The organism is Streptomyces sp. NPDC052042, from assembly GCF_044548345.1.
Lineage (GTDB): Bacteria > Actinomycetota > Actinomycetes > Streptomycetales > Streptomycetaceae > Streptomyces.
The window spans coordinates 872,438-895,090 of the sequence record NZ_JBIUBU010000001.1; the positions used below are offsets into that span (position 1 = coordinate 872,438).

The 22,653-nt window shown below is 71.7% G+C and carries 19 protein-coding genes; 9 read left to right on the forward strand and 10 right to left on the reverse strand.

From position 1 onward, the window contains the following. Nucleotides 1–6: 6 nt before the first annotated feature. Nucleotides 7–603, reverse strand: a complete 597-nt coding sequence (locus ACIHCL_RS03760) for a biotin transporter BioY (protein WP_399856564.1) — start codon at nucleotides 601–603, stop codon at nucleotides 7–9. 423 nt (nucleotides 604–1,026) lie between these two features. On the opposite strand from ACIHCL_RS03760, the gene ACIHCL_RS03765 reads away from it, so the two are divergent. Beyond that, a complete protein-coding gene (locus tag ACIHCL_RS03765; protein ID WP_399856566.1) occupies nucleotides 1,027–2,550 on the forward strand; it encodes an amino acid permease in 1,524 nt (507 codons plus the stop codon). Between the two features lie 172 nt (nucleotides 2,551–2,722). On the opposite strand, the gene ACIHCL_RS03770 is transcribed toward ACIHCL_RS03765, so the two are convergent. Next, nucleotides 2,723–3,370, reverse strand: a complete 648-nt coding sequence (locus ACIHCL_RS03770; RefSeq protein WP_399856568.1) for a histidine phosphatase family protein — start codon at nucleotides 3,368–3,370, stop codon at nucleotides 2,723–2,725. Beyond that, on the reverse strand, nucleotides 3,367–4,839 hold the full coding sequence (locus ACIHCL_RS03775; RefSeq protein ID WP_399856570.1) for an FGGY-family carbohydrate kinase: 1,473 nt from the start codon (nucleotides 4,837–4,839) through the stop codon (nucleotides 3,367–3,369). Before ACIHCL_RS03775 ends, ACIHCL_RS03770 begins: the two co-directional genes overlap by 4 nt. 327 nt (nucleotides 4,840–5,166) lie before the next feature. Between ACIHCL_RS03775 and ACIHCL_RS03780 the strand changes: the two genes are divergently transcribed. From ACIHCL_RS03780 to ACIHCL_RS03795, 4 genes are all read left to right on the forward strand, one after another. Beyond that, nucleotides 5,167–5,940 (forward strand): DeoR/GlpR family DNA-binding transcription regulator, encoded by a 774-nt coding sequence (locus ACIHCL_RS03780; protein WP_399857134.1) that lies wholly within the window; start codon nucleotides 5,167–5,169, stop codon nucleotides 5,938–5,940. A gap of 371 nt (nucleotides 5,941–6,311) precedes the next feature. Beyond that, nucleotides 6,312–7,484: an NAD(P)-dependent oxidoreductase gene (locus ACIHCL_RS03785; RefSeq protein WP_399856572.1), complete on the forward strand. Its 1,173-nt coding sequence runs from the start codon at nucleotides 6,312–6,314 to the stop codon at nucleotides 7,482–7,484. 101 nt (nucleotides 7,485–7,585) lie between these two features. Continuing rightward, nucleotides 7,586–8,989 (forward strand): FGGY family carbohydrate kinase, encoded by a 1,404-nt coding sequence (locus ACIHCL_RS03790; protein WP_399856574.1) that lies wholly within the window; start codon nucleotides 7,586–7,588, stop codon nucleotides 8,987–8,989. A gap of 171 nt (nucleotides 8,990–9,160) precedes the next feature. Then, nucleotides 9,161–9,802, forward strand: coding sequence for a superoxide dismutase (locus ACIHCL_RS03795; RefSeq protein WP_399856576.1), 642 nt, complete (start codon nucleotides 9,161–9,163; stop codon nucleotides 9,800–9,802). A 144-nt stretch (nucleotides 9,803–9,946) separates the two neighbouring features. Here the strand turns inward: ACIHCL_RS03795 and ACIHCL_RS03800 are convergent, their stop codons facing one another. Next, nucleotides 9,947–10,822 carry an alpha/beta fold hydrolase gene (locus ACIHCL_RS03800; protein ID WP_399856578.1) on the reverse strand — a complete coding sequence of 292 codons (876 nt, stop codon included), beginning with the start codon at nucleotides 10,820–10,822 and terminating at the stop codon, nucleotides 9,947–9,949. A 187-nt stretch (nucleotides 10,823–11,009) separates the two neighbouring features. Next, nucleotides 11,010–11,663 carry a hypothetical protein gene (locus ACIHCL_RS03805; RefSeq protein ID WP_399856580.1) on the reverse strand — a complete coding sequence of 218 codons (654 nt, stop codon included), beginning with the start codon at nucleotides 11,661–11,663 and terminating at the stop codon, nucleotides 11,010–11,012. Between the two features lie 411 nt (nucleotides 11,664–12,074). On the opposite strand from ACIHCL_RS03805, the gene ACIHCL_RS03810 reads away from it, so the two are divergent. Together ACIHCL_RS03810 and ACIHCL_RS03815 are read left to right on the forward strand one after the other, a co-directional pair. Further along, nucleotides 12,075–12,725 carry a CatB-related O-acetyltransferase gene (locus ACIHCL_RS03810; protein WP_399856582.1) on the forward strand — a complete coding sequence of 217 codons (651 nt, stop codon included), beginning with the start codon at nucleotides 12,075–12,077 and terminating at the stop codon, nucleotides 12,723–12,725. Further along, a complete protein-coding gene (locus ACIHCL_RS03815) occupies nucleotides 12,722–13,561 on the forward strand; it encodes an MOSC domain-containing protein (RefSeq protein WP_399856584.1) in 840 nt (279 codons plus the stop codon). The genes ACIHCL_RS03810 and ACIHCL_RS03815 overlap by 4 nt, the downstream gene beginning before the upstream one ends. Before the next feature lie 204 nt (nucleotides 13,562–13,765). Here the strand turns inward: ACIHCL_RS03815 and ACIHCL_RS03820 are convergent, their stop codons facing one another. From ACIHCL_RS03820 to ACIHCL_RS03830, 3 genes are all read right to left on the reverse strand, one after another. After that, complete coding sequence (locus ACIHCL_RS03820; protein WP_399856586.1) at nucleotides 13,766–14,266, reverse strand: hypothetical protein; 501 nt, start codon at nucleotides 14,264–14,266, stop codon at nucleotides 13,766–13,768. Nucleotides 14,267–14,814: 548 nt separating this feature from the next. Beyond that, entirely contained in the window at nucleotides 14,815–15,762 is a 948-nt protein-coding gene (locus tag ACIHCL_RS03825) for a hypothetical protein (RefSeq protein ID WP_399856588.1), read from the reverse strand. A gap of 109 nt (nucleotides 15,763–15,871) precedes the next feature. Next, nucleotides 15,872–16,888, reverse strand: coding sequence for an ArsR/SmtB family transcription factor (locus ACIHCL_RS03830; protein WP_399856590.1), 1,017 nt, complete (start codon nucleotides 16,886–16,888; stop codon nucleotides 15,872–15,874). A 61-nt stretch (nucleotides 16,889–16,949) separates the two neighbouring features. On the opposite strand from ACIHCL_RS03830, the gene ACIHCL_RS03835 reads away from it, so the two are divergent. Further along, nucleotides 16,950–18,260, forward strand: a complete 1,311-nt coding sequence (locus tag ACIHCL_RS03835; RefSeq protein WP_399856592.1) for an MFS transporter — start codon at nucleotides 16,950–16,952, stop codon at nucleotides 18,258–18,260. On the opposite strand, the gene ACIHCL_RS03840 is transcribed toward ACIHCL_RS03835, so the two are convergent. Continuing rightward, nucleotides 18,247–18,705 carry a GNAT family N-acetyltransferase gene (locus tag ACIHCL_RS03840; protein WP_399856593.1) on the reverse strand — a complete coding sequence of 153 codons (459 nt, stop codon included), beginning with the start codon at nucleotides 18,703–18,705 and terminating at the stop codon, nucleotides 18,247–18,249. The two genes, ACIHCL_RS03835 and ACIHCL_RS03840, sit on opposite strands and share 14 nt — an antisense overlap. A gap of 275 nt (nucleotides 18,706–18,980) precedes the next feature. Then, complete coding sequence (locus ACIHCL_RS03845) at nucleotides 18,981–19,631, reverse strand: DsbA family protein (protein ID WP_399856595.1); 651 nt, start codon at nucleotides 19,629–19,631, stop codon at nucleotides 18,981–18,983. Nucleotides 19,632–19,810: 179 nt separating this feature from the next. Between ACIHCL_RS03845 and pepN the strand changes: the two genes are divergently transcribed. Beyond that, on the forward strand, nucleotides 19,811–22,426 hold the full coding sequence (pepN, locus tag ACIHCL_RS03850; protein ID WP_399856597.1) for an aminopeptidase N: 2,616 nt from the start codon (nucleotides 19,811–19,813) through the stop codon (nucleotides 22,424–22,426). Nucleotides 22,427–22,653 lie beyond the last annotated feature (227 nt).

Below are 22,653 nucleotides of genomic sequence, written 5' to 3' on the forward strand. Positions count from 1 at the left end.
CGGGCGTCAGCCGCGGCGGCCAACCAGCTTCCAGGCCGCGGGCAGCGCGCCCATCGCGAGCGCGGCCTTCAGCGCATCGCCCAGCAGGAACGGCACCAGGCCGGCCGCGATCGCGGCGCTCGCCGACATGCCGGTGGACAGCGCCAGGTACGGCACACCGACCGCGTAGATGATCGCGGAGCCCAGCACCATCGTGCCCGCGGTGCGCAGCGCGGAACGGTCCCCTCCACGACGGGCGAGGGCGCCGACGACGACGGCGGCCAGCAGCATGCCGAGGACGTAGCCGAACGACGGGAAGCCCATCCCGGACCGGCCCTCGGAGAACCACGGCACCCCTGCCATGCCGACGAGTGCGTACACGGCGAGGGAGAGGAAACCGCGGCGGGCGCCGAGCGCGGTGCCGACGAGGAGCGCGGCGAAGGTCTGGCCGGTGACCGGGACCGGGGAGCCGGGGATCGGGACGGCGATCTGGGCGGCGATCCCGGTGAGCGCGGCGCCCCCCAGAACCAGGGCCGTGTCGACGGCGTAGCGGTGCCGGACGGCGGGCAGCAGGTCGGCGAGGACCGCTCCGGTACGGGCAGGGGCGGCAGCAGCAGTGCTCATCGGAACTCCGCGGGGTGAGGACAGGTGGGGACAGACTGGACCGAACGCTAACCCACGGGTCGACGATCGACCACCGTCAGCGGCTCACAAGCGGTGATCCGGGCATTGGTGCAGTTCACACAAAGAGCCTTGGGTCATCACAGGGTGACGTGATGCGCGTCACTGGGGCAGCGGCGGATCGTCGCGCCGTTCCTCCGCGAGGTCCGCCTCGTACGAACTGTAGGTTCTCCCCAAAACGGGGTGCCCCCTCCTTCCCGGCGCCCTCCCGCGGCGGCTTGTACCCGCATGTGCACGATGTGTGAGCCTCGTGCCCGTATGGCGGACGCTGGTTCCCGCTGAGCGGTATACGCGCTCAGACTGTGCGCGACGTGCCCCACGCCACCCCCACGTCTCCCCTGTGCCACCTACCGAACAGAGCCGTTCATGTCTCGGAACCCCACCCCTCCCCCCGCCGAACCCCGCGCCGAGTCGCGCACCGGATCCCCCGCCGAGTCCCGCACCGGCTCCGGTTCCCCCACCGCCTCCGACGCTCCCGACGAGGCCCGCACCGGCTCCCCCGCCGAATCCGGCACCGGAACCGGCGTCCCGGCCGAAGCCGCCCTCACCCACGGACTCAAGCAGCGTCATCTGTCGATGATCGCGCTCGGCGGTGTCATCGGCGCCGGGCTGTTCGTCGGCTCGGGCGCCGGCATCGCCGCCGCGGGTCCGTCGATCGTCATCGCGTACGCCGTCTCCGGGCTGCTGGTCATGCTCGTGATGCGCATGCTCGGCGAGATGTCCGCCGCGAACCCGGCCTCCGGTTCCTTCTCCGTCCACGCGGAACGGGCGATCGGTCCCTGGGCGGGGTTCGCCGTGGGCTGGGCTTTCTGGGTGCTGCTCTGTGTCGCCGTCGGCCTGGAGGGCATCGGTGCCGCGAAGATCGTCACCGGCTGGCTGCCCGGGACCCCGGAGTGGGCCTGGGTCGCCTTGTTCATGGTGGTCTTCCTCGGCACGAACCTGGCCTCGGTGAAGAATTTCGGCGAGTTCGAGTTCTGGTTCGCCGCCCTCAAGGTCGTGGCGATCACGCTCTTCCTCGGGCTGGGCGTACTGGCGATCCTCGGCCTGCTGCCCGGTACGGACGCGCCCGGTACCAGCAATCTCACCGGCGTGGGCGGCTTCCTGCCGAACGGCGCCGAGGGTCTGGTGGTCGGCCTGCTCGCCTCCGTCTTCGCATACGGCGGTCTGGAGACGGTCACCATCGCCGCGGCCGAGTCCGAGAACCCGGTGCGGGGGGTCGCCAAGGCCGTACGAACCGCCATGTGGCGGATCGCGCTGTTCTACATCGGTTCGATGGCCGTCGTCGTGACGCTGGTGCCGTGGAACAAACCGGAGGTCGCGAAGATCGGCCCGTTCTACGCGGCCCTGAACCACCTCGGGATCGGCGGCGCCGCGCAGATCATGAACGTGGTCGTCCTGGTCGCCCTGCTCTCCGCGATGAACGCCAACATCTACGGTTCCTCGCGCATGGCCTGCTCGCTGGTGTCCCGCGGTCAGGGCCCGCAGCGGCTCGGCCGGATCTCCTCGGGCGTCCCGCGCAGGGCCGTGCTGGCCTCGTCGGTGTTCGGCTTCCTGTGCGTGCTGCTCAGCTACTGGCGCCCCGACGACGTGTTCCCGTGGCTGCTCAACATGATCGGTGCGGTGATCCTGATCGTCTGGATCTTCATCGCCGTCTCCCAGCTGATCCTGCGCGGCCGACTCCAGCGGGAGGCTCCGGAGAAGCTCGTCGTGCGGATGTGGTTCTTCCCGGTGCTGACCGTGCTGGCGCTGCTGGCCATGGTCGGGATCTTCATCCTGATGCTGCGCCAGCCGGACACGCGCGACCAGCTGATGGCGAGCGGCATCCTCACCGCCGTGCTGATCATCGCCGGAGTCGTGCGGCAGCGGCGGGCCGCGTCCGTCGCGGGCTGACGCCGTCGCGGACCGGCCCGCGCGCCCGGTCCCATCGCGTACGCGGCACCGGGCGCGCGGGGCGTGCCCGGTGCCGCGTACGCGTTCGGTACGGGCCTGCGCGCCGGGCACGGACGGCGCGCAGGCCCGTACGACGGGTTCCGACGGGAACGACGCGACCGGGACGGCGGGATCAGCCGGTACGGGCGGGCCCGTCCGGAGCGCACGGCACGTTGAGGGAGAGCAGCGCCCCGCCCTGCTCCCCGATCCGCACCTCGCTGATCGCCGTGTTCCGCAGCTTCGGCAGGACCCGGCGGTAGGCGCCCAGCGGGATGGACAGCAGTTCGCAGAGCACGAGCCGCAGCAGGGTGTTGTGGGCCACGACGAGGACCCGCTGTCCGGGGTGCCCGTTCGCGATGCGGCGCAGCGCCATCGTGCCCCGGGCCGCCGCCGTCCGGGGGTCCTCGGCCCCGGGGAAGGGGTGGGTCACGGGATCGGCGCGGTACTCCCGGGCCCATCGCGGGTGCTCGGCCTCGAACTCGGCCAGGGTGCGCCCCTCCACCTCGCCGAAGTCGCACTCGCGCAGGTCGTGGTCGAGCCAGGGCATGAGGCCGAGCGCCCGGCACGCGGGCCTCGCGGTCTCGATCGCGCGGGTGAGCGGGGACGTCCAGACCGCGTCGACCGGGTGCCGGGCCGCCCACTCGCCCAGTTGCTCGGCCTGGCGGCGCCCCTCGTCCGTGAGCGCGATGTCGCTGACCCCGGCGTAGCGGTTCTCCGCGTGCCAGACGGTCTGCCCGTGGCGGACGAGCAGCAGAGCGGCCGGGGCCGGGCTCCTGGTCATCGGTTCTCCGTTCGGGTGCGGGCGTGGGCGGCGACCGGACCGGGAAGCCAGCCGCGCCGCTCCAGTTCGTCGACCAGCGCGACGTACGGCTCGGTGTACCACGCGGTGCGCGTCGGATGCGGGCGCAGCACGTGCCGCAGTCGTACCATCCGGCCCGCGGCCCCCGCCAGGGTGTCCACGGCCCGCGCGCCGTACGCGGCGAGGACGGCCATGCCGAGCACGGGTTCGGCGGAGCGCGGAATGTACACGGGCCGGCCCAGGATGTCGGCGCGCAGCCTGCTCCAGTAACCGCTGCGGACCGCGCCGCCGGTGAAGGTGAGCCGGCCGTGCAGCGGGGCGCCGAGCAGGTCGAGGTAGTCGAGGCAGAGCCGTTCGACCAGGCCCGTCCCGGTGAGCAGGGCCGCCCAGTGCTCGGCCTCGTCGGCGGGTTCGCCGAGCAGGAATCCGGTGGCCCCGGGCGCGACGAAGGGAAAGCGTTCGCCGGTGCCGGCGAGGGGGTACGCCACCGCCCGTGCCGGTTCGCGCTCGCGGGCCAGGGCGTCCAGCCGGGCCGGGTCCGCGCCCGGGAACGCGGCGGTCAACGCCCCGCCGCCGACTCCGGAGGCCCCGCCCGGCAGCCAGCCACCGTCCGGGGCGCGGTGGTTGTAGACCACCCCGGCCCGGTCCACGACCGGCGACGAGGTGACCCCCTTCAGGACCAGCGTCGTGCCGAGCACCGAGTTCCAGGAGCCCGTGGTGAGCGCGCCCGAGGCGATCTGCGCCGCGCAGCCGTCCGTCATCCCGGACACCAGGAGCGTCCCCGCCGGGATGCCGGTCTCCTCCGCCGCCGCCCGTCCCACCTCTCCGATCCGCCGCCCCGGCCGCACCACCTCCGGGAACAACTGCTCCGGCAGGCCCAGCCGGCCGAACCTGCCGTGCGGCCAGGCGTCCCGTTCCATGTCGTACCCCGTCTTCAGGGCATGGCTGGAGTCGGTGGGCAGCGGTGTCCCGGCGAGCCGGGCCAGCACCAGGTCGGCCTGGTGCATGACCCGCACCGTGCCGTCCACGCGTCCGCCGTGCGCCCGCCCGTACTCCCGCAGCAGCCACATCACCTTGGGCAGGGCCCAACTCGGCGGAGTCCGGGCCCGGACGGCCTCGGTCACGGCGCGTCCGTCGTCGTACATCACCCCCGGCGTCAGCGGCCGTCCCGCCCGGTCACCGAGCAGGACCGTGCCGGAGGTGGCACAGACGGCGAGCGCGCGCGGTGCCGGGCCGTCGCGCAACGCCTCCCGGCTGGCCGCGCACACCGCCGTCCACCAGTCGAGGGGCCGCTGCTCGTGCCGTACGCCGTCGCGATGTCCGGTGAGGGGGGCGGAGCCGCTGCCGAGAATCTCGCCCCGGTCCCCCACCACCACCGCGCGGACGCTCTGTGTACCGAGGTCGACGCCCATCCACATATCGGCACCTCCTGTGAACTTCTCACTCTGCATCGAGTTTTTCCGTTGCGCGAGGGATTGACGGTCAACTTCGGTTGTTCCAAGCTCTGTTAACCAGTCGATCCGGTGTGTGAACGGGCGCCGCCCGTTCGATCGGACGGGCGGCGCCCGACCCGCGGCGCCCCTCTCCGGTCCGGGTCCCCGACCTCGGCCTCCGGTCTCCGGCCCGGAAACCGTGCCACCGCCCGGCAGCCGCCGGCGTCCGGCGCCGACCGGCCGACACGTCCGGGACGAACGAATCAGCGCGGCCGGCAGAAGGAGCAGAGGGATCAGCACGTGAGCAGCGTTCCGCAGCGGGGGCCCGCCCCGCGTCAGGCGTCCATGGCCGAGTACGTCCTCGCACGGCGCGAGGTGAGCGCCGCCGAGTTGGCGGAGCGTTTCGACGTCAGCCTGATGACCATCCACCGGGATCTGGACGAACTGGAGCGGCAGGGCATCGTCCGCAAGTTCCGCGGCGGCGTCACCGCGCAGCCGTCCGGTGTCTTCGAGTCGAACGTCGCCTACCGGCTGAAGGCGATGCGCGCCGAGAAGGCAGCCGTCGCCGCGCGGGCCTTCGAGCTGATCGAGCCGGGCATGGCGGTGATGCTCGACGACTCGACGACCGCGCTGGAGATCGCCCGCGGACTCGGGTCGGTCACCCCGCTGACCGTCGTCACCAACTTCCTCGAAGCGATCAATCTGCTGTCGCAGGAGCGCGGCATCCGTCTGATGGGGCTCGGCGGCGACTTCGACCCGCTGCACGCCTCCTTCCTGGGTGTTTCGTGCGTGGAGGCGGTGCAGTCGCTCCAGGTCGACCTCTGCTTCACGTCCACCTCCGCCGTGTCCGGTGGTTTCGCCTACCACCAGGAGCAGCACATCGTCTCGGTGAAACGGGCGATGCTCGACTCGGCGAGCCGCAATGTGCTGCTGCTCGACCACTCCAAGCTGGGGCGGGTCGCCCTGCACCGGCTGGCCCCGCTCTCCCGTTTCGATCTGCTGCTGGTCGACGACGGGGCCTGCGAAGGGGAACTGCGCGAGCTCGACGAGCACAAGGTGCCGTACGAGGTCTGCCGCACGGGACGGCGAGCGGGGACGGGAGGCGGCGATGACGGCTGAGCTCACCGGTCCCGTCGCGGACCGGCCCCGTGCCGGCCCGCGCGCCGGACGGTCCACCCCGAAGGGCCGCCGCCGGAGGCCGTACCGAACGGACCCGTTACCGACCGGCCCGCGCCGGACGGCCCACCCCGAAGGACCGCGCCGGACGGGCCCGTCCCGAGCGGCTCCGCACCGGACGGCCCCGTACCGGACGCGGGTCCGCACCGAGCCGGTCCGTGCCGCCGTCGAGGCGGTGCGTGCCGCCCGCCGCACCGCCCGGCGGCAGGTCGCACGGCCCTGCCCCGCGTCCGCCCGGAAGATCTTCGTACGCGTCACCGCCGAACCACCCGGCACATCCATGTCTTCGACGCCCGGACAGGAGACGCTCTGCGATGACCCGCCCCACGGCCTCCCACTCGGCGACACCCCCTCCCGGCACACCCCCTTCTGGCACACTCCCTCCCGGCACAACCGCTCCCCCGGCTGCCCCCGCTGCTCCCCCCGCTGACCACCCCACCGCGTCCCGGCCCGCCGCGCCCCGGTCCACGACGAGGATCCTGGCCGCCGGTGACCATTTCGTCCGCAACTCCCTGATCGCGCAGGCCCTGGTCCACGCCCTCGGCCCACTCGGCACGGAGCCGCTGATCAGCGAACTCACCCTGCCCTGGCCCCTGGAGCCCTTCGGAAGGGTCGCCGAGGTCGACGAGGCCAGCCATGCGGAGGACGCGCTGATCGACGCCCTGGAGGGGGTCGAGGTGTGCGTGACCCAGATGGGTCCGTTCACCGAGCGGGTCCTCGCCTCCGCCCCCGGACTGCGCCTGGTCGTGGTCTGCCGGGGCGGTCCGGTGAACGTGAACGCCGCGGCGGCACGGGCCCGCGGGGTGCGGGTGTGCTTCGCCCCCGGACGCAACGCGGCGGCGACCGCCGAGTTCACGCTGGGGCTGATGCTGTGCGCGCTGCGCCGCATCCCGGACGCCCACCGCTCGCTCACCGCGCACCGCCGCTGGGACACCTCCCCCTACACGTACGAGCAGTGCGGTCTGGAGCTGGAAGACACCCCCGTCGGCCTGGTCGGCTACGGAGCGGTGGGCAGCCGGGTGGCCCGGGTGCTCTCCGCGTTCGGCGCGCGGGTCGAGGTGTACGACCCGTATGCGCGCGGCGACGTGCACGGCGTGCGCGCCCCCTCGCTGGAGGCACTGCTCACCCACTCCCGGGTACTCACCCTGCACGCCAGGCTCACCCCGGAGACCCGGTACCTCATCGGCGCCCGCGAACTGGCCCTCCTCCCGCGCGACGCCGTGCTGGTGAACGCGGCCCGGGGCGGGCTGCTGGACACCGAGGCACTGTGCGATGCCCTGGACTCGGGCCGGTTGCGGGCCGCGGCGCTGGACACGTACGAGCAGGAGCCGCCCCCGTACTCCTCCCGGCTGTTCCGGACCCCGAATCTGCTGATGACGCCTCATGTGGCGGGCGCCAGCCGGGCCGTCGCGGAGAAGGCGGCGCGGATCGCGGCGGCCGAGGTCGCGCGCTACGTGCGGGGCGAACCGCTCGCCCACGCGCTGTGAACCCCCGCACACGACCCACGGTGTGACACCGGGCGCCATGCGTCCCACGCCGTGGCGCCCCACGCGACGACGTCCCGCACTGCGAGGTACGGAGGCAGCCCATGACGAGGTACATCGGCATCGATGTCGGCACGTCCGTGGTGAAGGCCGCGGCCTTCGGCCCGGACGGCCGGACGCTCGCCGTCGAATCCCGCCCGGTGGGGCTCTCGATCCGCGGCGGTTTCGTGGAACAGGACATGGACGAGGTGTACGGGGCGGTCCGGGAGGTCCTGGGCGCGCTGGGCTCCGACGGGGTCGCGTTCGCCGGTCTCACCGGCCAGGGCGACGGGGTCTGGCTGGTCGACGCGGCGGGCAGGCCGGTCCGCACCGCGATCTCCTGGATGGACGGGCGCGCCCATGGATTCGTCGACGCCTGGCAGGAGTCCGGGGTGTACAAGGCCGTGTACCGGCGCACCGGCAGTGCGATGTTCCCGGGCTGCCCCGGCCCGCTGCTGGCCTGGCTCGACCGCCACGACCCGGCCTCGCTCGATGCCGCGGCGTCCGCGTCGTACTGCAAGGACATGGTGTTCCAGCGGCTGACCGGGGTCCGGGCCACGGACGTCTCCGACGCATCGATGCCGTTCCTGGACCCGATGACCCGCCGGTACTCCTCCGATGTCGTGGCCGCGCTCGGCCTCGGTCGCCGGGCCGGACTCCTCGCCCCGGTCAGCGACCCGGTGGCCACCGGCGCACTCCCTTCGGGTGTACGCGTCTCCAACGGCCCGTACGATCTGCCGGCCTGCGCCCTCGGTGCGGGCGTCACCCGCCCCGGCGACGGCCTGCTGATCATCGGCACGTGCCTGGCCGCGCTGGTGGCGACCAAGCGGCTCGATCTGGACGGCGAACCTGCGGGTCTGCACATCTCCACCGACCGTCCCGGTCACTGGCTGCGCGCCATGCCCGCGATGGTCGGCACCGCGGCCCTCGACTGGGTCCTGGCCACGACCGGCGTACGCCATGGGGACGTCGACCGGTTACTCACCGCCACCGCGCCGGGCGCGAACGGCGTACGGGTGCTCCCCCACTTCGCCCCCTCCGGCGAACGCGCCCCGTTCGTCGAACCGCGGCTGCGCGCCGAACTCACCGGGGTGTCCCTGGAGACCACCCCGGCGGACCTGGTCCGCGCGGTCTGCGAGGGCATCGGCTTCGCGGCCCGTCACTGCCTGGACGCCGCCGGCCTCACCGGCACCCTCGCCCTGTGCGGCGGCGGCACCCGCTCCCCCGCCTGGACACGGCTGTTCGCCGACGTCCTGGGCCGCCCGGTGCGGATCGTCGAGGGCGAGGTGGGCGCGCGGGGCGCGGTCCTCGCGGCGGCACACCGCTTCGGCGCGGAGCTGGACACGGCCGCCTGGACGGCCCCCACGGAGGTGGTCGAGCCGGACCCCGCGCGTGCGGCGTTCTACGCGAAGGCGTACCAGGACCACCTGACCCGCCTCGCCGACGCCCGGTCACGGGCCCGTGCCTGAGCCACCGCTGCCGTCCGCTCCGGCCCCGTACCGCGTCCTGCGACCGAACGCCGCCCGTGCGAGGACACGGCCTAAGTCGAAGGGCTGATCACCGCTGACACCTCCTGCTGTTAGCCTGCTCCTGCACATCGGTTGCAATAACAATAAGAAAGCAGCTGGAGGGTTCGAACCATGGCCACGTACACGCTTCCGGAACTCCCGTACGACTACGCGGCGCTCGAACCGGTCATCAACCCGCAGATCATCGAGCTCCACCACGACAAGCACCACGCCGCCTACGTGAAGGGGGCGAACGACACCCTGGAGCAGCTGGAGGAGGCGCGCGACAAGGGGACGTGGGGTGCGATCAACGGGCTCCAGAAGAACCTGGTGTTCCACCTCTCCGGCCACATCCTGCACTCGATCTACTGGCACAACATGTCCGGCGAGGGCGGCGGCGAGCCCCTCGCGGCGGACGGTGTCGGCGACCTCGCGGACGCGATCACGGAGTCGTTCGGCTCATTCGCCGGTTTCAAGGCCCAGCTGACGAAGGCCGCGGCCACCACGCAGGGCTCCGGCTGGGGCGTTCTGGCGTACGAGCCGGTCAGCGGCAAGCTGATCGTCGAGCAGGTCTACGACCACCAGGGCAACGTCGGCCAGGGCTCCACCCCGATCCTGGTCTTCGACGCCTGGGAGCACGCCTTCTACCTCCAGTACAAGAACCAGAAGGTCGACTTCATCGACGCCATGTGGGCCGTCGTCAACTGGCAGGACGTGGCGAAGCGTTACGCGGCGGCCAAGGAGCGCGCCGACGTGCTGCTGCTCGCCCCCTGACCGGGAGACGCACGAACGTCCTGTCCCGCGGACGTCCTGCCTCGTGATCGTCTTCTCAACCTTCACCCGGCAGGCGGATGAAGGGGGGACCCCCGCCAGGACGTGACTGGCGGGGGTCCTTCTGTCGTATCGCCCGGCAGGGCGTCAGGACACCGGGGCGTGCCCCAGCAGGGTGGTCAGCACCTGCTCGGCATGGGTCCAGAGCAGGGATCCGCCCGCCTCGGGCACGAGGTGCCGGACGGCACCCGGGATGCGCGCGGCCAGCCCTTCGCCGTGGTCGGGCGAGTGACCCGTGTCCTTCTCCCCGTACCAGAGGTCGACGGGCACGGCGATGGCCGTCAGCTCGATGTCCCAGCGGCCCATGGCCAGGACCGTGTCCCGGGCATAGCCCGCGGTGGCCCCCTGGGCGAAGGCCTCGTCGAGCGCGCGGCGGTAGGCGGTGGCGAACTCCGGCTGCCGGTACACGGCGAGGTCGCATGCCGGGCTGCCGGACATGACCAGGTCCCACATCGCCCGCGCGGTGAACCCGCCGAAGATCTTCTCGGCGGCGTCCGGGTCGAAGACCGCGAGCTCGACGAGACCCCGCAGATCGTCGGGGAGCGTGTCGGCGAATCGGGGCTCGGCCACCTCGTCCGCCCCGGAGACCACCGCGAGCGCGCCGACCGTTCCGGCGGCGGCACAGGCCAGGGCGAACGGCGCTCCCTGCGAGTTGCCGACCATCAGCGGCCGGCCCAGACCGCGCAGCCCGGCGAAGGCGCGGAGGTCGTCGGCGAAATCGCCGAAGGTGCGGCCGGGCAGCGGCGAGGAGGCGCCGAGCCCGGGACGGTCGACGGAGATCAGCCGCACCCCGAGCCCGTCCAGGACATCGGCGCCGAACCCGAGATACCTGCTGGTGGCGGCGCCGGGCGACAACAGCACCGGCACCCCGTCCTCCGGTCCCCACTCGGCCCAGCCCAGCAGCCGCCCTCCCGGCAACTGTTCCGTACCGATGCGAAACGGGTCGATCACGTGCAAAGCCATGCGTCCGATCATGGCCGGAGCCGCCCGACCGTGTCGAAGGACTTTCCGTCCGGCACCGGAACGGACCACACCGGGGCGGTGGGGTTCGGCCGGGAGGGGCAAAGGCCCTTCCCGGCCGAACGCGGCGGGTGAGCGGGCCGTCCGCCACGTGGCGCGAGGGGAAGGGCTCCGCTCGTCCGGCACCCGCTCAGTCGGCGAGCACGTCCAGTCCGCGCACCTCTTCCGCCAGAACGGTGTCCGCGCGACGGGGCGGCCTCACCCGCACCGGTTCGTCGTAGTCCTCGAATTCGAGGAGCACGGGATCACCGTCGATCTCGAATTCGATACCCCGGGGCACGGGTTTCCCCTTCTCCGGTACGTGCACCGCCAGTTCGCCGTCACCACGAGCATGCGTCAGCTGAACGGTTCGCACGCCGCCCTTGGTACGCGGATTGCCCACTTCCTCGGCGCTGTCCACCTTCTCGGGCACCCCCGCGAACAACCGGTCGAGATCGCACAGGATCAAGCTCGGGTAGTCCAGGTCACGGACCGAGTACTCGATGTACTTTCCGCGGGCCCTCTTGATCGCTTCCTCGACACCAGCGACCTTGTCCGGCATCACGTTCTTCGCGAAGGTGCGAATTTCTTCCAGAAATTCGTCGTCATGTGCGAGCCAGGCACGGTCACCGATGATGACGAACTTGGTGGTGGGTGGGTGGGACGGCATGTACGAGCCGGCACAGTTTCCCTGCCGGTCGACGTGCAGGTCGACTCTGTTGAAGTTGTACCCGCCGTCGCTCCTGAACTCGCCCTTCACCCGGAGGGAACGGTAGCCCTTGAGCGAAGTGAGCGCCTCGCTCATTCGCCCGGCCTCACCCCGGGAAACCGCGGCGGACGCCTTGCCTCCCCCGTCCTCGCCGCATCCTGCCGCTCCGCCCCGCAGGGCGACGGCGCACACCGCCGCCCCTGCTCTTCTCCCGATCCCCGTGGCTCTTCGTCCGATTCTCATGCCGGTCAATCCCCACCCCTGGGCCGTCGTGTCGTGATCGCCGCAAGCTTCCCACGGAGGTGCGGGCCGACGACCGGCACCCTGATCAGCCCTCGCCGCCCCTGCTCGCCGATGGTCCGGAGCCGCGACCGCGCCCGGTGGCGAACCGGACACAGCACCTGCGGTGCGACGGTGTACGGGGCTTCGCCCCTCGTCCGGACCGCGGACCGTCGAAGCCCCGAAACGAAAATGATCTCGTACGGGCCGGATGCGATGATGGGCGCCATGAATTCTGTCCCCGCCGATCCCACCGTGCTCCATCCGATGCCGGGACAGCCCCGCGTGGTCCTGCTGAAGCCGCTGGTGACTTCCGAACTGATCGAGGTCGGGGACTACTCGTACTACGACGACCCGGACGACGCGACCGCGTTCGAGACCCGCAACGTGCTGTACCACTACGGCCCGGAGAAGCTGATCATCGGGAAGTTCTGCGCGCTGGGCACCGGTGTGCGGTTCATCATGAACGGCGCCAACCACCGGATGGACGGCCCGTCCACCTTCCCGTTCCCGTCCATGGGCGGCTCCTGGGCCGAGCACTTCGACCTGCTGACCGGACTGCCGAACCGGGGCGACACGGTCGTCGGCAACGATGTCTGGTTCGGGTACGGCGCCATGGTGATGCCCGGCGTGCGGATCGGGCACGGCGCGGTCATCGGCGCCGGTTCGGTCGTCACCGCCGACGTACCCGACTACGGCATCGTCGGCGGGAACCCCGCCCGGCTGATCCGCACCCGTTACGACGACGAGACCATCGCCCGGCTCCTCGCCGTGGCCTGGTGGGACTGGCCCGTCGACCACCTCACCCGCCACATCCGCACCATCATGTCCGGCGGCGTCGACGAACTCGAAGCAGCCGCCCCGGAGGGGACAGCGTGACCATCACCGTTCGCGAACTCGTCTACTACCCGGTCAAGGGCTGCGCCGGCACTCCGGTCGACTCCGCGCGGGTCCTCGGCACCGGCCTCGAACACGACCGCACGTTCATGGTGGTGGACGCGGCGGACGGCGCGTTCCGCAGCCAGCGCACGCACCCCGCGATGGCCGCGATCGGGGTCGAAGTCCTGGACGACGGCACCGCGTTGGCCCTGTCCGCCGAGGGGATCGAGCCGCTGCGCCTGGACATCGATCCGGGCGGCCCGCACCGCGAGGTCAGCATGTTCGACCGCCCGCTCGGCGTCGCCGCCGACCAGGGGGACGAGGTCGCGGAGTGGTTCTCGGACGCGCTCGGCGCCACGTCCCGCCTGGTCCGGGTGGTGCCCAGCTTCGACCGGGACGGCTGGGGCGACACCCCCGGCAAGGTCAACTTCGCCGACGCGCACGCGGTACTGGTCGCCTCGACGGCCTCCCTGGACGACCTCAACGCCCGCATCGACGCGCGGGGCGACGCGGCGCCCGTCCCGATGGACCGCTTCCGCGCCAACATCGTCCTGACCGGCGACGACGAGCCGCACTTCGAGGACCGGGTGCGCCGGATGGCCCTCGGCACGGTGGAACTCGCCCACTCCGTGCGGGCGACGCGGTGTGCCGTCCCCATGGTCGACCAGCGCACCGGCCGCCGCAGCGGCCCGGAACCGATCCGGACCCTGTCGACGTACCGCCGCGAACCGGAGTACAAGAACAAGGTCAGCTTCGGCGCGAAGAACGCCGTGGTGCGCGAGGGCGTGGTGAGCGTCGGGGACGTGGTCGAGGTCGCGGAGTGGCTCGGCCGCTGAGGAGCAACCACTGTCACGTGGATCCGGCCCTCGCAGCCGACGCCGGGGGCTCAGTGGTCGCCACGCACCTGGCGGAGGCGGAGGAGCCAACCGCACGGGCGGCCGCCGCGGGCATGTCCACTCCTACAGAGAGCCATGTGATGGCCAAGCACGTCGGGGAGGATACTGATGGCGGTCAGCATCCTCCCTCACGCTACGGCTCGGCTACTGCCCGATGGTCATCGCCCAGCGAACAGTGGAGGGAGCGGTCACGGTCACCGTTCCATGCTCTCTGGCCCGCTTGAGGCGCAGCTCGTTGTATGTGCTGTTGACCTCGTGGTCCACGCATTCCAGCGGAAAGCTGAGGCCCATCGGCTGAACCCTGACCGTCAGCGTGCCCTCGCCCTGACAGTTCACCAGCACGGACAGTGGTCGTGCAGAGATCTGCCCCAGATCGATTTCACGGTTTCCCTTGGCCGAAGCCACCTGGGCCAAGGGTTCGCCGGACAGCAACCGCGGAGCCTCGGTGACCGTTTCGCCCGCGACATTCTCCGCCCTGCCGGGACTCTTTTCGGGCGTTCCCGACGGGGCTGCGACTGGCACCGTGCCCTTTTCGGAGGTTTTCGCCTCTCCGCCCCCCGAACAACCACTGAGCGCAATGCCGACCAGGACGACGCAGAGCGCTACGCCCCCCGAAGCGCGGTTCAATCGGGCGACTGTGGACATCAGCTCTCCCAGATATACCAGCCGACCCGGTAGGGGCTGTAGCTAGTGATGGTCTTCTCAGCAGAGGTGCGACAATTACTATAAATGGTGTAGCTGACGCCTGTGTTCTTCAACCGATGGACACCGTATTTTCCGCTCGTCGTCTTCTTCGGCGGCGTTTTCACGCTGATGGAATTACCCAACTTCGCGGTGAGCTTCGCAGACAGATTCACGTCGGCGTTTCGTCCACCGGATCCTTACTCTGAGCCGCCATGGCCGGCCCTGCCATGCCCACACACAACAGGAGCGCCGCCGCGGGAATGGCCAGATTTCAATTCATCCGAATTTCCACAAGAAGTCTCTCTGCTCGTGCCGCCCCCCTGGGCGGACGAATAGTCAGAGACTAGATCCCTGGCATGAATCATTCAACGATTTTCTGATTCTCTGAGCGAAATTTGATCTCGGCTCCCGGTCGGCCGCGGCGACGCCGTGGAGGCCGCTGGACCAAGTCCTGTCCTCCTGGGGTCAGCGGGGACTGCTGCCATGACCATGGCGACCGGCCGCCGTGGTCAGCGCGGCTCCGCATCCGTGTTCCGGTCGGCGACGCGAGAGTCCGCGATGTGGGCCATGACGGACCAGATGATGGCCCTCCGGCACTCGCTCATGTCCTTGGACCCGATGTACAGGGTGTTGTCCCTGCCGACCCGGTAGTTCTCCCGGCTTCCGTCCGCTTCGAGTTTGAGGCCCTCCATACGGCGCAGGAGGTGGGGGACGGTAATGGCGATCTGCTGGGCGTCCACCGTCATCCGGGTGACCTCGTCCCAGGGGATCTCGTCGGCGGCGCCGTCGACGTAGAGGTACGTGGCACCGATCTCGAAGGGGGGATAGCGGACGTCGCCGCCCTCGGTCAGTTCGCTCAGGATGAGCCGTACCCGCGCCTCGACGACGCGATCGACGATCCCGCCGAACATCGTCGTCAGGTTGCCCCGGGAGCGCAGGTACGTGTGCAGGAAGCCACCGCCGAGGTCGGGGAGGAAGTAGTTGCCTGACAGTTGCTCGATTTCCGGTCCGGGCACCGTCTCCATACGGGCGACGGACTTGTCCGACAGAGGCCGCGACGACCCGCCGACGTACGTGGCCTCACGGGTCAGGGTGACGTCGTGGAACTCCTCCCATTTGTACGCCCACCGCACCTTGCTCCGCCCCCGGTAGACGATCCCGTCCTCGTACAAGTCCAGCCAGGAGCCGAAGGAACGGATCAGTCTGACCGCTCCCCAGACGGACAGCAGGAGGCAGGCGGCGTCGAATATGAGGTGTCCGACGCCGTGCGTGGAGAAGGATTCGCCCAGGAACAGGTAGAAGGCGAGCGCCGGGACCGCGGTCATGGCGAGCTTGCCCATCGTCGGGCGTTCCCGATAGCGGGCGAGGACCCGGCCCAGTTCGGCCGCGTCCGCACTCCGCCGCCGATTTCCGCCCGTGCCGCTCCCGCCGCCGCGCTTGCCGTCCCGGTCCCTCATGGCCTTTCCCCCTTGCTCGACCCCTTGGCGCATACGCGCGCCCAACGGCGGTTCGGGCGAAAGATGTTCGGCGTCCCCCGCCTCCCGGCTCCGATGCGCTGTCCGCAGCCTATGCCCGTACCGAGGAGGCGGAGGGCCCGTCGTCCCCTCGGCTCTCCCACCCGGCGTGCACCAGCACGTGCCCCGCGTCCGTGCGGAAGTACAGCACCGACCGGCCGGCCCGGCACCGGTCCACCAGACCCGAGTCCAGCAGGACCCTGAGGTGGCGGCCCACCGAGCCCAGCCCCTGGCCGGTCAGCGCCACGAGCTGAGTGGTGCTCTTGGGCTGCGCGAGGAGGACCAGGACCGCCGCCCGGCCGGGGCCGAGCAACCGGCCCAGGGGGTCCGGCACTGGAGCCCGGTCCGCGTCGGCCAGGGCGCCGGAGCACGGGTAGACGACCGCGTACCGCAGGGCGTCGTCGGCCCAGGACACCCAGCCCGCCTTCCGGGTCACCGGGACGAAGAAGAGCCGCGCCCCGGACAGCCGCTTCGGCGGGTAGTCGTGCGCGTTGATCCGGAGCCTGCCGTCCCCGAGCCACCGAGTCCCCGGGCGCAGACCGCCGAGGGCGGCAGCCCAGCCTCCCCGGCCGAGCTGCCCGGTCCGCGCGACGATGTCCGCCTCGATGATCCGGCGGCGGCGCGGCCAGTCCGGCAGAACGGTGCGGTGCCAGACCCAGCGCAGTACATCGGCGGCGCACTGGGCCAGGTCGTCGCGGTCCAGGAGCGCGGGAAGCGGACGGCCGCCCAGGGACACCATCAGGTCGGCGCGGGCGCGCTCGGGCGCGGTGGCCCGGACGGGGGCCAGCTCCTCCTCGAAGGACGGGGTGTCCTCGCCCGTCGGGGTGGGCGTGATGAAGTCCGCGTTCCAGTGGCCGCCGAGCGCCACCTGGACGAGGAGCGCGGCCACCGGGTCGGCGGCCCGGCGGGCGCGGTAGGCGGGCAGATGGGTGTCGAGCCAGGCGCGTTCGCCGGGGTGCTCGGCCCGGCCACGTTCCAGCGACTGGAGGGCGGCGATGGTCTCGGCAAGGGACGAGACGACGAACCGGCTCCCCGCGAGGGTGTCCGTACTGATCTCCCACAGACCCATGACGTTTCGCCTCCGCGCGAAACAGTAACGGCGCGCACGGACACCCGCCGAGACTCCCCGCATGCGCACCTACCGGGAACTCTTCCGGGTGCCCCAGTTCCGGCCGCTCTTCGCGCTCAGCGCCGTCCACGTCGCTGCCTCGACGGTGAGCGGGCCGGCCCTCGGCATCCTCGTCTACTCCGCCACCGCCTCGCCGCTGCTGGCCGCCCTGTCCATGTTCGGTTCCTCGCTGGCCCAGATGATCGGGGCGACCCTGCTGATGTCGGCGGCGGACCGGCTGCCGCCCCGGGCCGCGATGACCGGCACGGCGCTCGCCTTCGGGGCGGCGACCGCCGTCCTGGCCGTTCCCGGACTTCCGCTGCCGGCCGTCTTCACGATCATCCTGGTGGAAGGGGTGATCGCCGCAGTGGGCGGCGGGGTGCGGTACGGGCTGCTCAACGAGGTTCTGCCCAGGGACGGTTATCTGCTGGGGCGTTCGGTGCTGAACATGTGCACCGGGCTGGCGCAGGTCGGCGGCTACGCGGTCGGCGGGCTCCTGGTGGCGGCGCTGTCCGCGCGTGGTGCGCTGCTGGTGGCCGCCGCGTTGTATCCGGTCGGGGCGGCCATCGCCCGGTTCGGGCTGGCGCGCCGCCCGCCCCGCGCCACCGGGCGGCCGTCGGTCGCCGCGACCTGGCGGGTCAACGCCCTGCTGTGGTCCTCGGGCCCGCGCCGCCGCACGTATCTCGCACTCTGGGTGCCGAACGGGCTGGTCGTCGGCTGCGAGTCACTGTTCGTCCCCTACGCCCCCGACCACGCGGGGCTGCTGTTCGCGTCCGCCGCGCTGGGGATGCTCGTCGGGGACACGGCGGTGGGCCGGTTCCTCGCGCCGCGCCTGCGGGAAGGGGGGAACGGGCCGGGGCGTCGGTGGGCGCCCACGGCACTGCTGCTGCTCCTGGCCGCTCCGTACCCGGTCTTCGCCGCGCGTCCGGCGTTGCCGCTCGCCCTCGCTCTGGTCGCGCTCGCCTCGGTCGGGTTCGCGGCGAGTCTGCTGCTCCAGGAACGGCTGATGGCCCTGACCCCGGACGGGGTCACGGGACAGGCACTCGGGCTGCACTCCTCCGGCATGCTCACCCTGCAGGGGGTGGCGGCGACGCTCGCCGGGGCCGTCGCCGAGCGGACCTCGCCGGGGGCGGCGATGGCCGCGATGGCGGGGGCCTCCCTCGTGGTCACCCTGTCCCTGGCGGTGGCCGGGCGGGGGGACGCGCGTGCCGCGGACGCGACCGGGGCGTCGGCGGGCACCGGGCCGACGGACGCGGGGGCGGCACGCGCGAAGCCCGCAGGCTCGGGCGCGGCGGAACCGGGGCCCCGGGCGCAGGGGGTCAGCACGGAGTGAGCGAGTACTCCATCAGCGGCAGTTCGCGGCCGGGGATGGAGCCCGACGGGGTCGACCCGATGCGGACCGCGCCCATCGCAGCGTAGAAGGGTTCCGCGTTCGGGTCGGCGTCGATGGTGAGGCGTGCGAAGCCGAGGCGTCGGGCCTGAGCCATTGCGTGCTCGAACAGGCGCCGTCCAAGACCCCGGCCGATCGCGCCCGGGGCGACGAACATCATGCCGAGGGCGCCCTCGGGCGGGGCTCCCTCAAGGGTGGTGAAGCCCAGGACGCGTCCGCCCTCCTCGGCGACCGTCGTCCGAAGGCGCTCGATGTCGTCCGGGCGCAGGGTGAGTTCCTCGCGGCAGGCGGCGAGAAACGCCTCGTCGTAGTCCCAGTGGCCCTTCGATTCCAGGGCCAGTCCGCTCAGCAGCCCCGCCTCGTCTGCCCGTGCCGGTCGCAGGTCCATATCCGCCTCTCCGCCGCGCCCGTGCGGTCCCTCGTCCCGTCCCGCTCTGCCGCCGCCTCGCCGTCGTCCGCACTGTATGCCCGAAGGGCCGCCGTGCGCAGGAGCACAGGACTGTGCCGGAGCACGGGGGTGTGCCGGAGCACGGGGGTGTGCGGGAGCACGGGGGTGTGCGGTGAGGACACGGCGGTGAGCGGAGGCACAGGACTGCGCGGGGACACGGGACCGCGCAGGGCACGGGGCCGGCTCACGGCCCGGCCCCGCACGCGCCGCCCGGCTCAGTCGAAGATCGGCTCCTGCGTCCGCGTCCGCTTGATCTCGTAGAACCCCGGAACCGAGGCCACCAGCAGCGTGCCGTCCCACAGCCTCGCCGCCTCCTCGCCCTTGGGGGCGGGGGTGACGACCGGGCCGAAGAAGGCGATCTGCTCGCCGTCCGCGCCCGGAACGGCGATGACCGGGGTGCCGACGTCCTGGCCGACCTTGTCGATGCCCTCCTTGTGGGAGGCGCGCAGCTCGGTGTCGTATGCGTCCGAGTCCGCGTAATCGGCCAGCTCGACGGGCAGGCCGACTTCCTTCAGCGCGTCCACGACCGCCTCACGGGTGACGCCCTCGCCCCGGTCGTGGAAGCGGGTGCCGAGCGCGGTGTAGAGCGGGCCGACGATGTCGTCGCCGTGCTTCTGCTGGGCGGCGATGACCACGCGGACCGGGCCCCACGCCTGGTTCTCCAGCATGTCGCGGTACTCCTCCGGCAGCTCGTCGAGCCGGTCCTCGTTGAGGACGGCCAGGCTCATGACATGCCAGCGGACCGCCACGTCGCGGACCTTCTCCACCTCCAGCATCCAGCGTGAGGTCATCCACGCCCAGGGGCAGAGCGGGTCGAACCAGAAATCGACGGGGGTCCTGCCAGTCGCCGTGGTGTTGTCGGACATCTCTCTCCTCATCGCGCGTGATGCGGGCGTGCACGCCTCCCCTTGAGAACGCCGCCGTGCACACCGGTCATTCCCGTGCGCGGGCCGGGTGACGGCGTGGCCGTCCGGCCGGGCGGCGGCGTGGGAGGATCAAACTATTCGAACGTACACAAAGGAACGTGACACAAAGGAGTGTGCCCGTGCCCGGTGAGAACCTGTCCCGCGACGAGGCCCGCGAGCGGGCCGAGCTGCTGAGCGTCGACGGATACGAGGTCGTTCTCGACCTGCGTTCCGCCGTCGGCGGGCCCGACGGGGCCGACGGCGGTGCCTCCGCCGGCCCGCTGACCTTCCGCTCGGTGACGACGATCCGGTTCCGCACCGCGCGGGCGGGGGCGTCGACCTTCGCGGATCTGGTGGCGCCGAGTGTGAACGCGGTGACGCTGAACGGGCGCCCGCTGGACCCCGCCGCCGTCTTCGACGGCACGCGGGTGGCGCTGGAGGACCTGCCGGAGGGCGAGAACCTCCTGGTGGTCGACGCGCAGTGCGCGTACAGCCGGACCGGCGAGGGCATGCACCGGTTCGTCGACCCGGAGGACGACGAGGTCTACCTCTACACGCAGTACGAGCCCGCCGACTCGCGCCGGGTCTTCGCGAACTTCGAGCAGCCCGACCTGAAGGCCCCCTTCCGTTTCGAGGTGGCGGCGCCCGAGGGCTGGACGGTCTGGAGCAACGGGACCGTCGAGTCGCGGGACGGCGAGGTGTGGCGGTTCGTCGAGACGAAGCCGATCTCCACGTACATCACGACGATCGTCGCGGGCCCGTACCACTACCTCACCGACACCTACACCCGCACGTTCGAGGACGGCACGACGCTGGAGATCCCGCTGGGCGCGATGTGCCGCAAGGGGCTCGCCAAGCACTTCGACGCGGACGACGTCTTCCTGATCACCAAGCAGGGCCTGGACTTCTTCCACGACCACTTCGACTACCCGTACCCGTTCGGGAAGTACGACCAGGCGTTCGTTCCGGAGTACAACCTGGGCGCGATGGAGAACCCGGGCTGTGTCACGTTCCGCGAGGAGTACATCTTCCGCGGCAAGGTGACGCAGGCGTCGTACGAGAGCCGGGCCAACGTCATCCTGCACGAGATGGCGCACATGTGGTTCGGCGACCTCGTCACCATGCAGTGGTGGGACGACCTGTGGCTCAAGGAGTCCTTCGCCGACTTCATGGGCGTCTTCGCGATGGTGGAGGCGACCCGTTTCAAGGACGGCTGGATCACCTTCGCCAACAACCGCAAGGCCTGGGCGTACCGCGCCGACCAACTGCCGTCCACGCACCCGATCACGGCCGACATCCGTGACCTGGAGGACGCCAAGCTGAACTTCGACGGCATCACGTACGCCAAGGGCGCCTCGGTGCTCAAGCAACTGGTGGCGTACGTGGGGCGAGAGGCGTTCCTGGAGGGTGCCCGGCGCTACTTCAAGAAGCACGCCTACGGCAACACCCGGCTGGACGACCTGCTGTCGGTGCTGGCCGAGACGTCCGGCCGGGACATGACCTCCTGGTCCCGTTCCTGGCTCCAGACCGCGGGCGTCAACTCGCTGACGCCGGTGGCGACGTACGACGCGGCGGGCCGCATCACGGAGCTGGCCGTCGTCCAGGAGGCGGCCGAGTCGCACCCGGAGCTGCGCCCGCACCTGGTGGCGGTCGGGCTGTACCGGCGGACCGCCGACGGGAACCTGGAGCGGTACGCACATGCCGAGGTGGACGTGGCGGGGCCGCGCACGGTGGTCGGGGAGCTGGCCGGGGCGGAGCGTCCGGAGCTGATCCTGGTCAACGACGACGACCTGACGTACTGCAAGGTGCGCTTCGACGAGGTGTCGCTGGCCACGCTGCGGGCGCACCTGGGCGACCTGACCGATCCACTCGCGCGGGCGCTGTGCTGGTCGGCCCTGTGGAACATGACGCGCGACGGGCTGATGCCGGCCCGCGACTTCGTCTCCCTCGTGCTGGCCTTCTCCGGCCGGGAGTCGGACATCGGCGTCCTGCAGATGCTGCACGCCTGGACCCGGAGGGCCCTGACCCACTACGCGGCGCCGGAGTGGCGCGAGGAGGGCGGCAGGACGCTGGCCGAGGGCGCACTGCGGGAGCTGCGGATCGCCGAGCCGGGCAGCGAGCACCAGCTCGCCTGGGCGCGGTTCTTCGCGTCGGTCGCCGACTCGGAGGCGGACTTCCGGCTGCTGTCCGGGCTGCTCGACGGCTCGGCCGGCATCGACGGTCTGGACGTCGACCAGGAGCTGCGGTGGGCGTTCCTGTCGCCGTTGGCCGCGCACGGGGTGGTCGACGTGTCGGTGCTCGACGCCGAACTGGCCCGTGACGACACGGCGTCCGGGGAGCGGCACCAGGTGCGGTGCCTGGCCTCGCGGCCCTCGGCCGAGGTGAAGGAGCGTGCCTGGGCGGACGTCGTGGAGTCCGACGCGCTGTCCAACGCGCTGACGGAGGCCGTGATCGACGGCTTCGCCCAGTCCTCGCAGCGCGAACTGCTGGCGCCGTACACGGAGAAGTACTTCGCCGCGATCGAGCGGGTCTGGGCCGAGCGGTCGATCCAGACCGGGGTGAACGTGGTGGAGGGCCTGTTCCCGGCGATCCAGGACGACCCCGTGACGCTGGCGGCGACGGACGCCTGGCTGACCGCCCACGCGGACGCGGCGCCGGCGCTGCGGCGGCTGGTGCTGGAGGCGCGGGACGACCTGGCGCGGTCACTGCGGGCTCAGGCGTGCGACGCGGGCACGACCGCGCCGACCGGGCTCTGAGCGGACCGGCGGTGTTCTGACGGGCTGTCCGATGAGGGCCGCCCCGGCGGAGGCTTCCGCCGGGGCGGCCCTCTGCCATCGGACCGGCCCGGGTGCGCTCCCGTGCCCTCGGCCGCTCCCGGGCCAGGGCTCCGTCCCGGACCAAGCGCGCTTTCGTGCCGTCGGACCGTCCGGGACGGCCTCTGCCAACGGACCGCCCGAGGGGCACTTTTCGGCCGTGCGCCGCG

Excerpts from the sequence above, each read along its gene's own strand:
- ACIHCL_RS03760 (WP_399856564.1), bottom strand. The coding sequence starts at position 603 with ATGAGCACTGCTGCTGCCGCCCCTGCCCGTACCGGAGCGGTCCTCGCC.
- ACIHCL_RS03765 (WP_399856566.1), top strand. The coding sequence starts at position 1,027 with ATGTCTCGGAACCCCACCCCTCCCCCCGCCGAACCCCGCGCCGAGTCG.
- ACIHCL_RS03770 (WP_399856568.1), bottom strand. The coding sequence starts at position 3,370 with ATGACCAGGAGCCCGGCCCCGGCCGCTCTGCTGCTCGTCCGCCACGGG.
- ACIHCL_RS03775 (WP_399856570.1), bottom strand. The coding sequence starts at position 4,839 with ATGCAGAGTGAGAAGTTCACAGGAGGTGCCGATATGTGGATGGGCGTC.
- ACIHCL_RS03780 (WP_399857134.1), top strand. The coding sequence starts at position 5,167 with ATGGCCGAGTACGTCCTCGCACGGCGCGAGGTGAGCGCCGCCGAGTTG.
- ACIHCL_RS03785 (WP_399856572.1), top strand. The coding sequence starts at position 6,312 with ATGACCCGCCCCACGGCCTCCCACTCGGCGACACCCCCTCCCGGCACA.
- ACIHCL_RS03790 (WP_399856574.1), top strand. The coding sequence starts at position 7,586 with ATGACGAGGTACATCGGCATCGATGTCGGCACGTCCGTGGTGAAGGCC.
- ACIHCL_RS03795 (WP_399856576.1), top strand. The coding sequence starts at position 9,161 with ATGGCCACGTACACGCTTCCGGAACTCCCGTACGACTACGCGGCGCTC.
- ACIHCL_RS03800 (WP_399856578.1), bottom strand. The coding sequence starts at position 10,822 with ATGGCTTTGCACGTGATCGACCCGTTTCGCATCGGTACGGAACAGTTG.
- ACIHCL_RS03805 (WP_399856580.1), bottom strand. The coding sequence starts at position 11,663 with ATGAGCGAGGCGCTCACTTCGCTCAAGGGCTACCGTTCCCTCCGGGTG.
- ACIHCL_RS03810 (WP_399856582.1), top strand. The coding sequence starts at position 12,075 with ATGAATTCTGTCCCCGCCGATCCCACCGTGCTCCATCCGATGCCGGGA.
- ACIHCL_RS03820 (WP_399856586.1), bottom strand. The coding sequence starts at position 14,266 with ATGTCCACAGTCGCCCGATTGAACCGCGCTTCGGGGGGCGTAGCGCTC.
- ACIHCL_RS03825 (WP_399856588.1), bottom strand. The coding sequence starts at position 15,762 with ATGAGGGACCGGGACGGCAAGCGCGGCGGCGGGAGCGGCACGGGCGGA.
- ACIHCL_RS03830 (WP_399856590.1), bottom strand. The coding sequence starts at position 16,888 with ATGGGTCTGTGGGAGATCAGTACGGACACCCTCGCGGGGAGCCGGTTC.
- ACIHCL_RS03835 (WP_399856592.1), top strand. The coding sequence starts at position 16,950 with ATGCGCACCTACCGGGAACTCTTCCGGGTGCCCCAGTTCCGGCCGCTC.
- ACIHCL_RS03840 (WP_399856593.1), bottom strand. The coding sequence starts at position 18,705 with ATGGACCTGCGACCGGCACGGGCAGACGAGGCGGGGCTGCTGAGCGGA.
- ACIHCL_RS03845 (WP_399856595.1), bottom strand. The coding sequence starts at position 19,631 with ATGTCCGACAACACCACGGCGACTGGCAGGACCCCCGTCGATTTCTGG.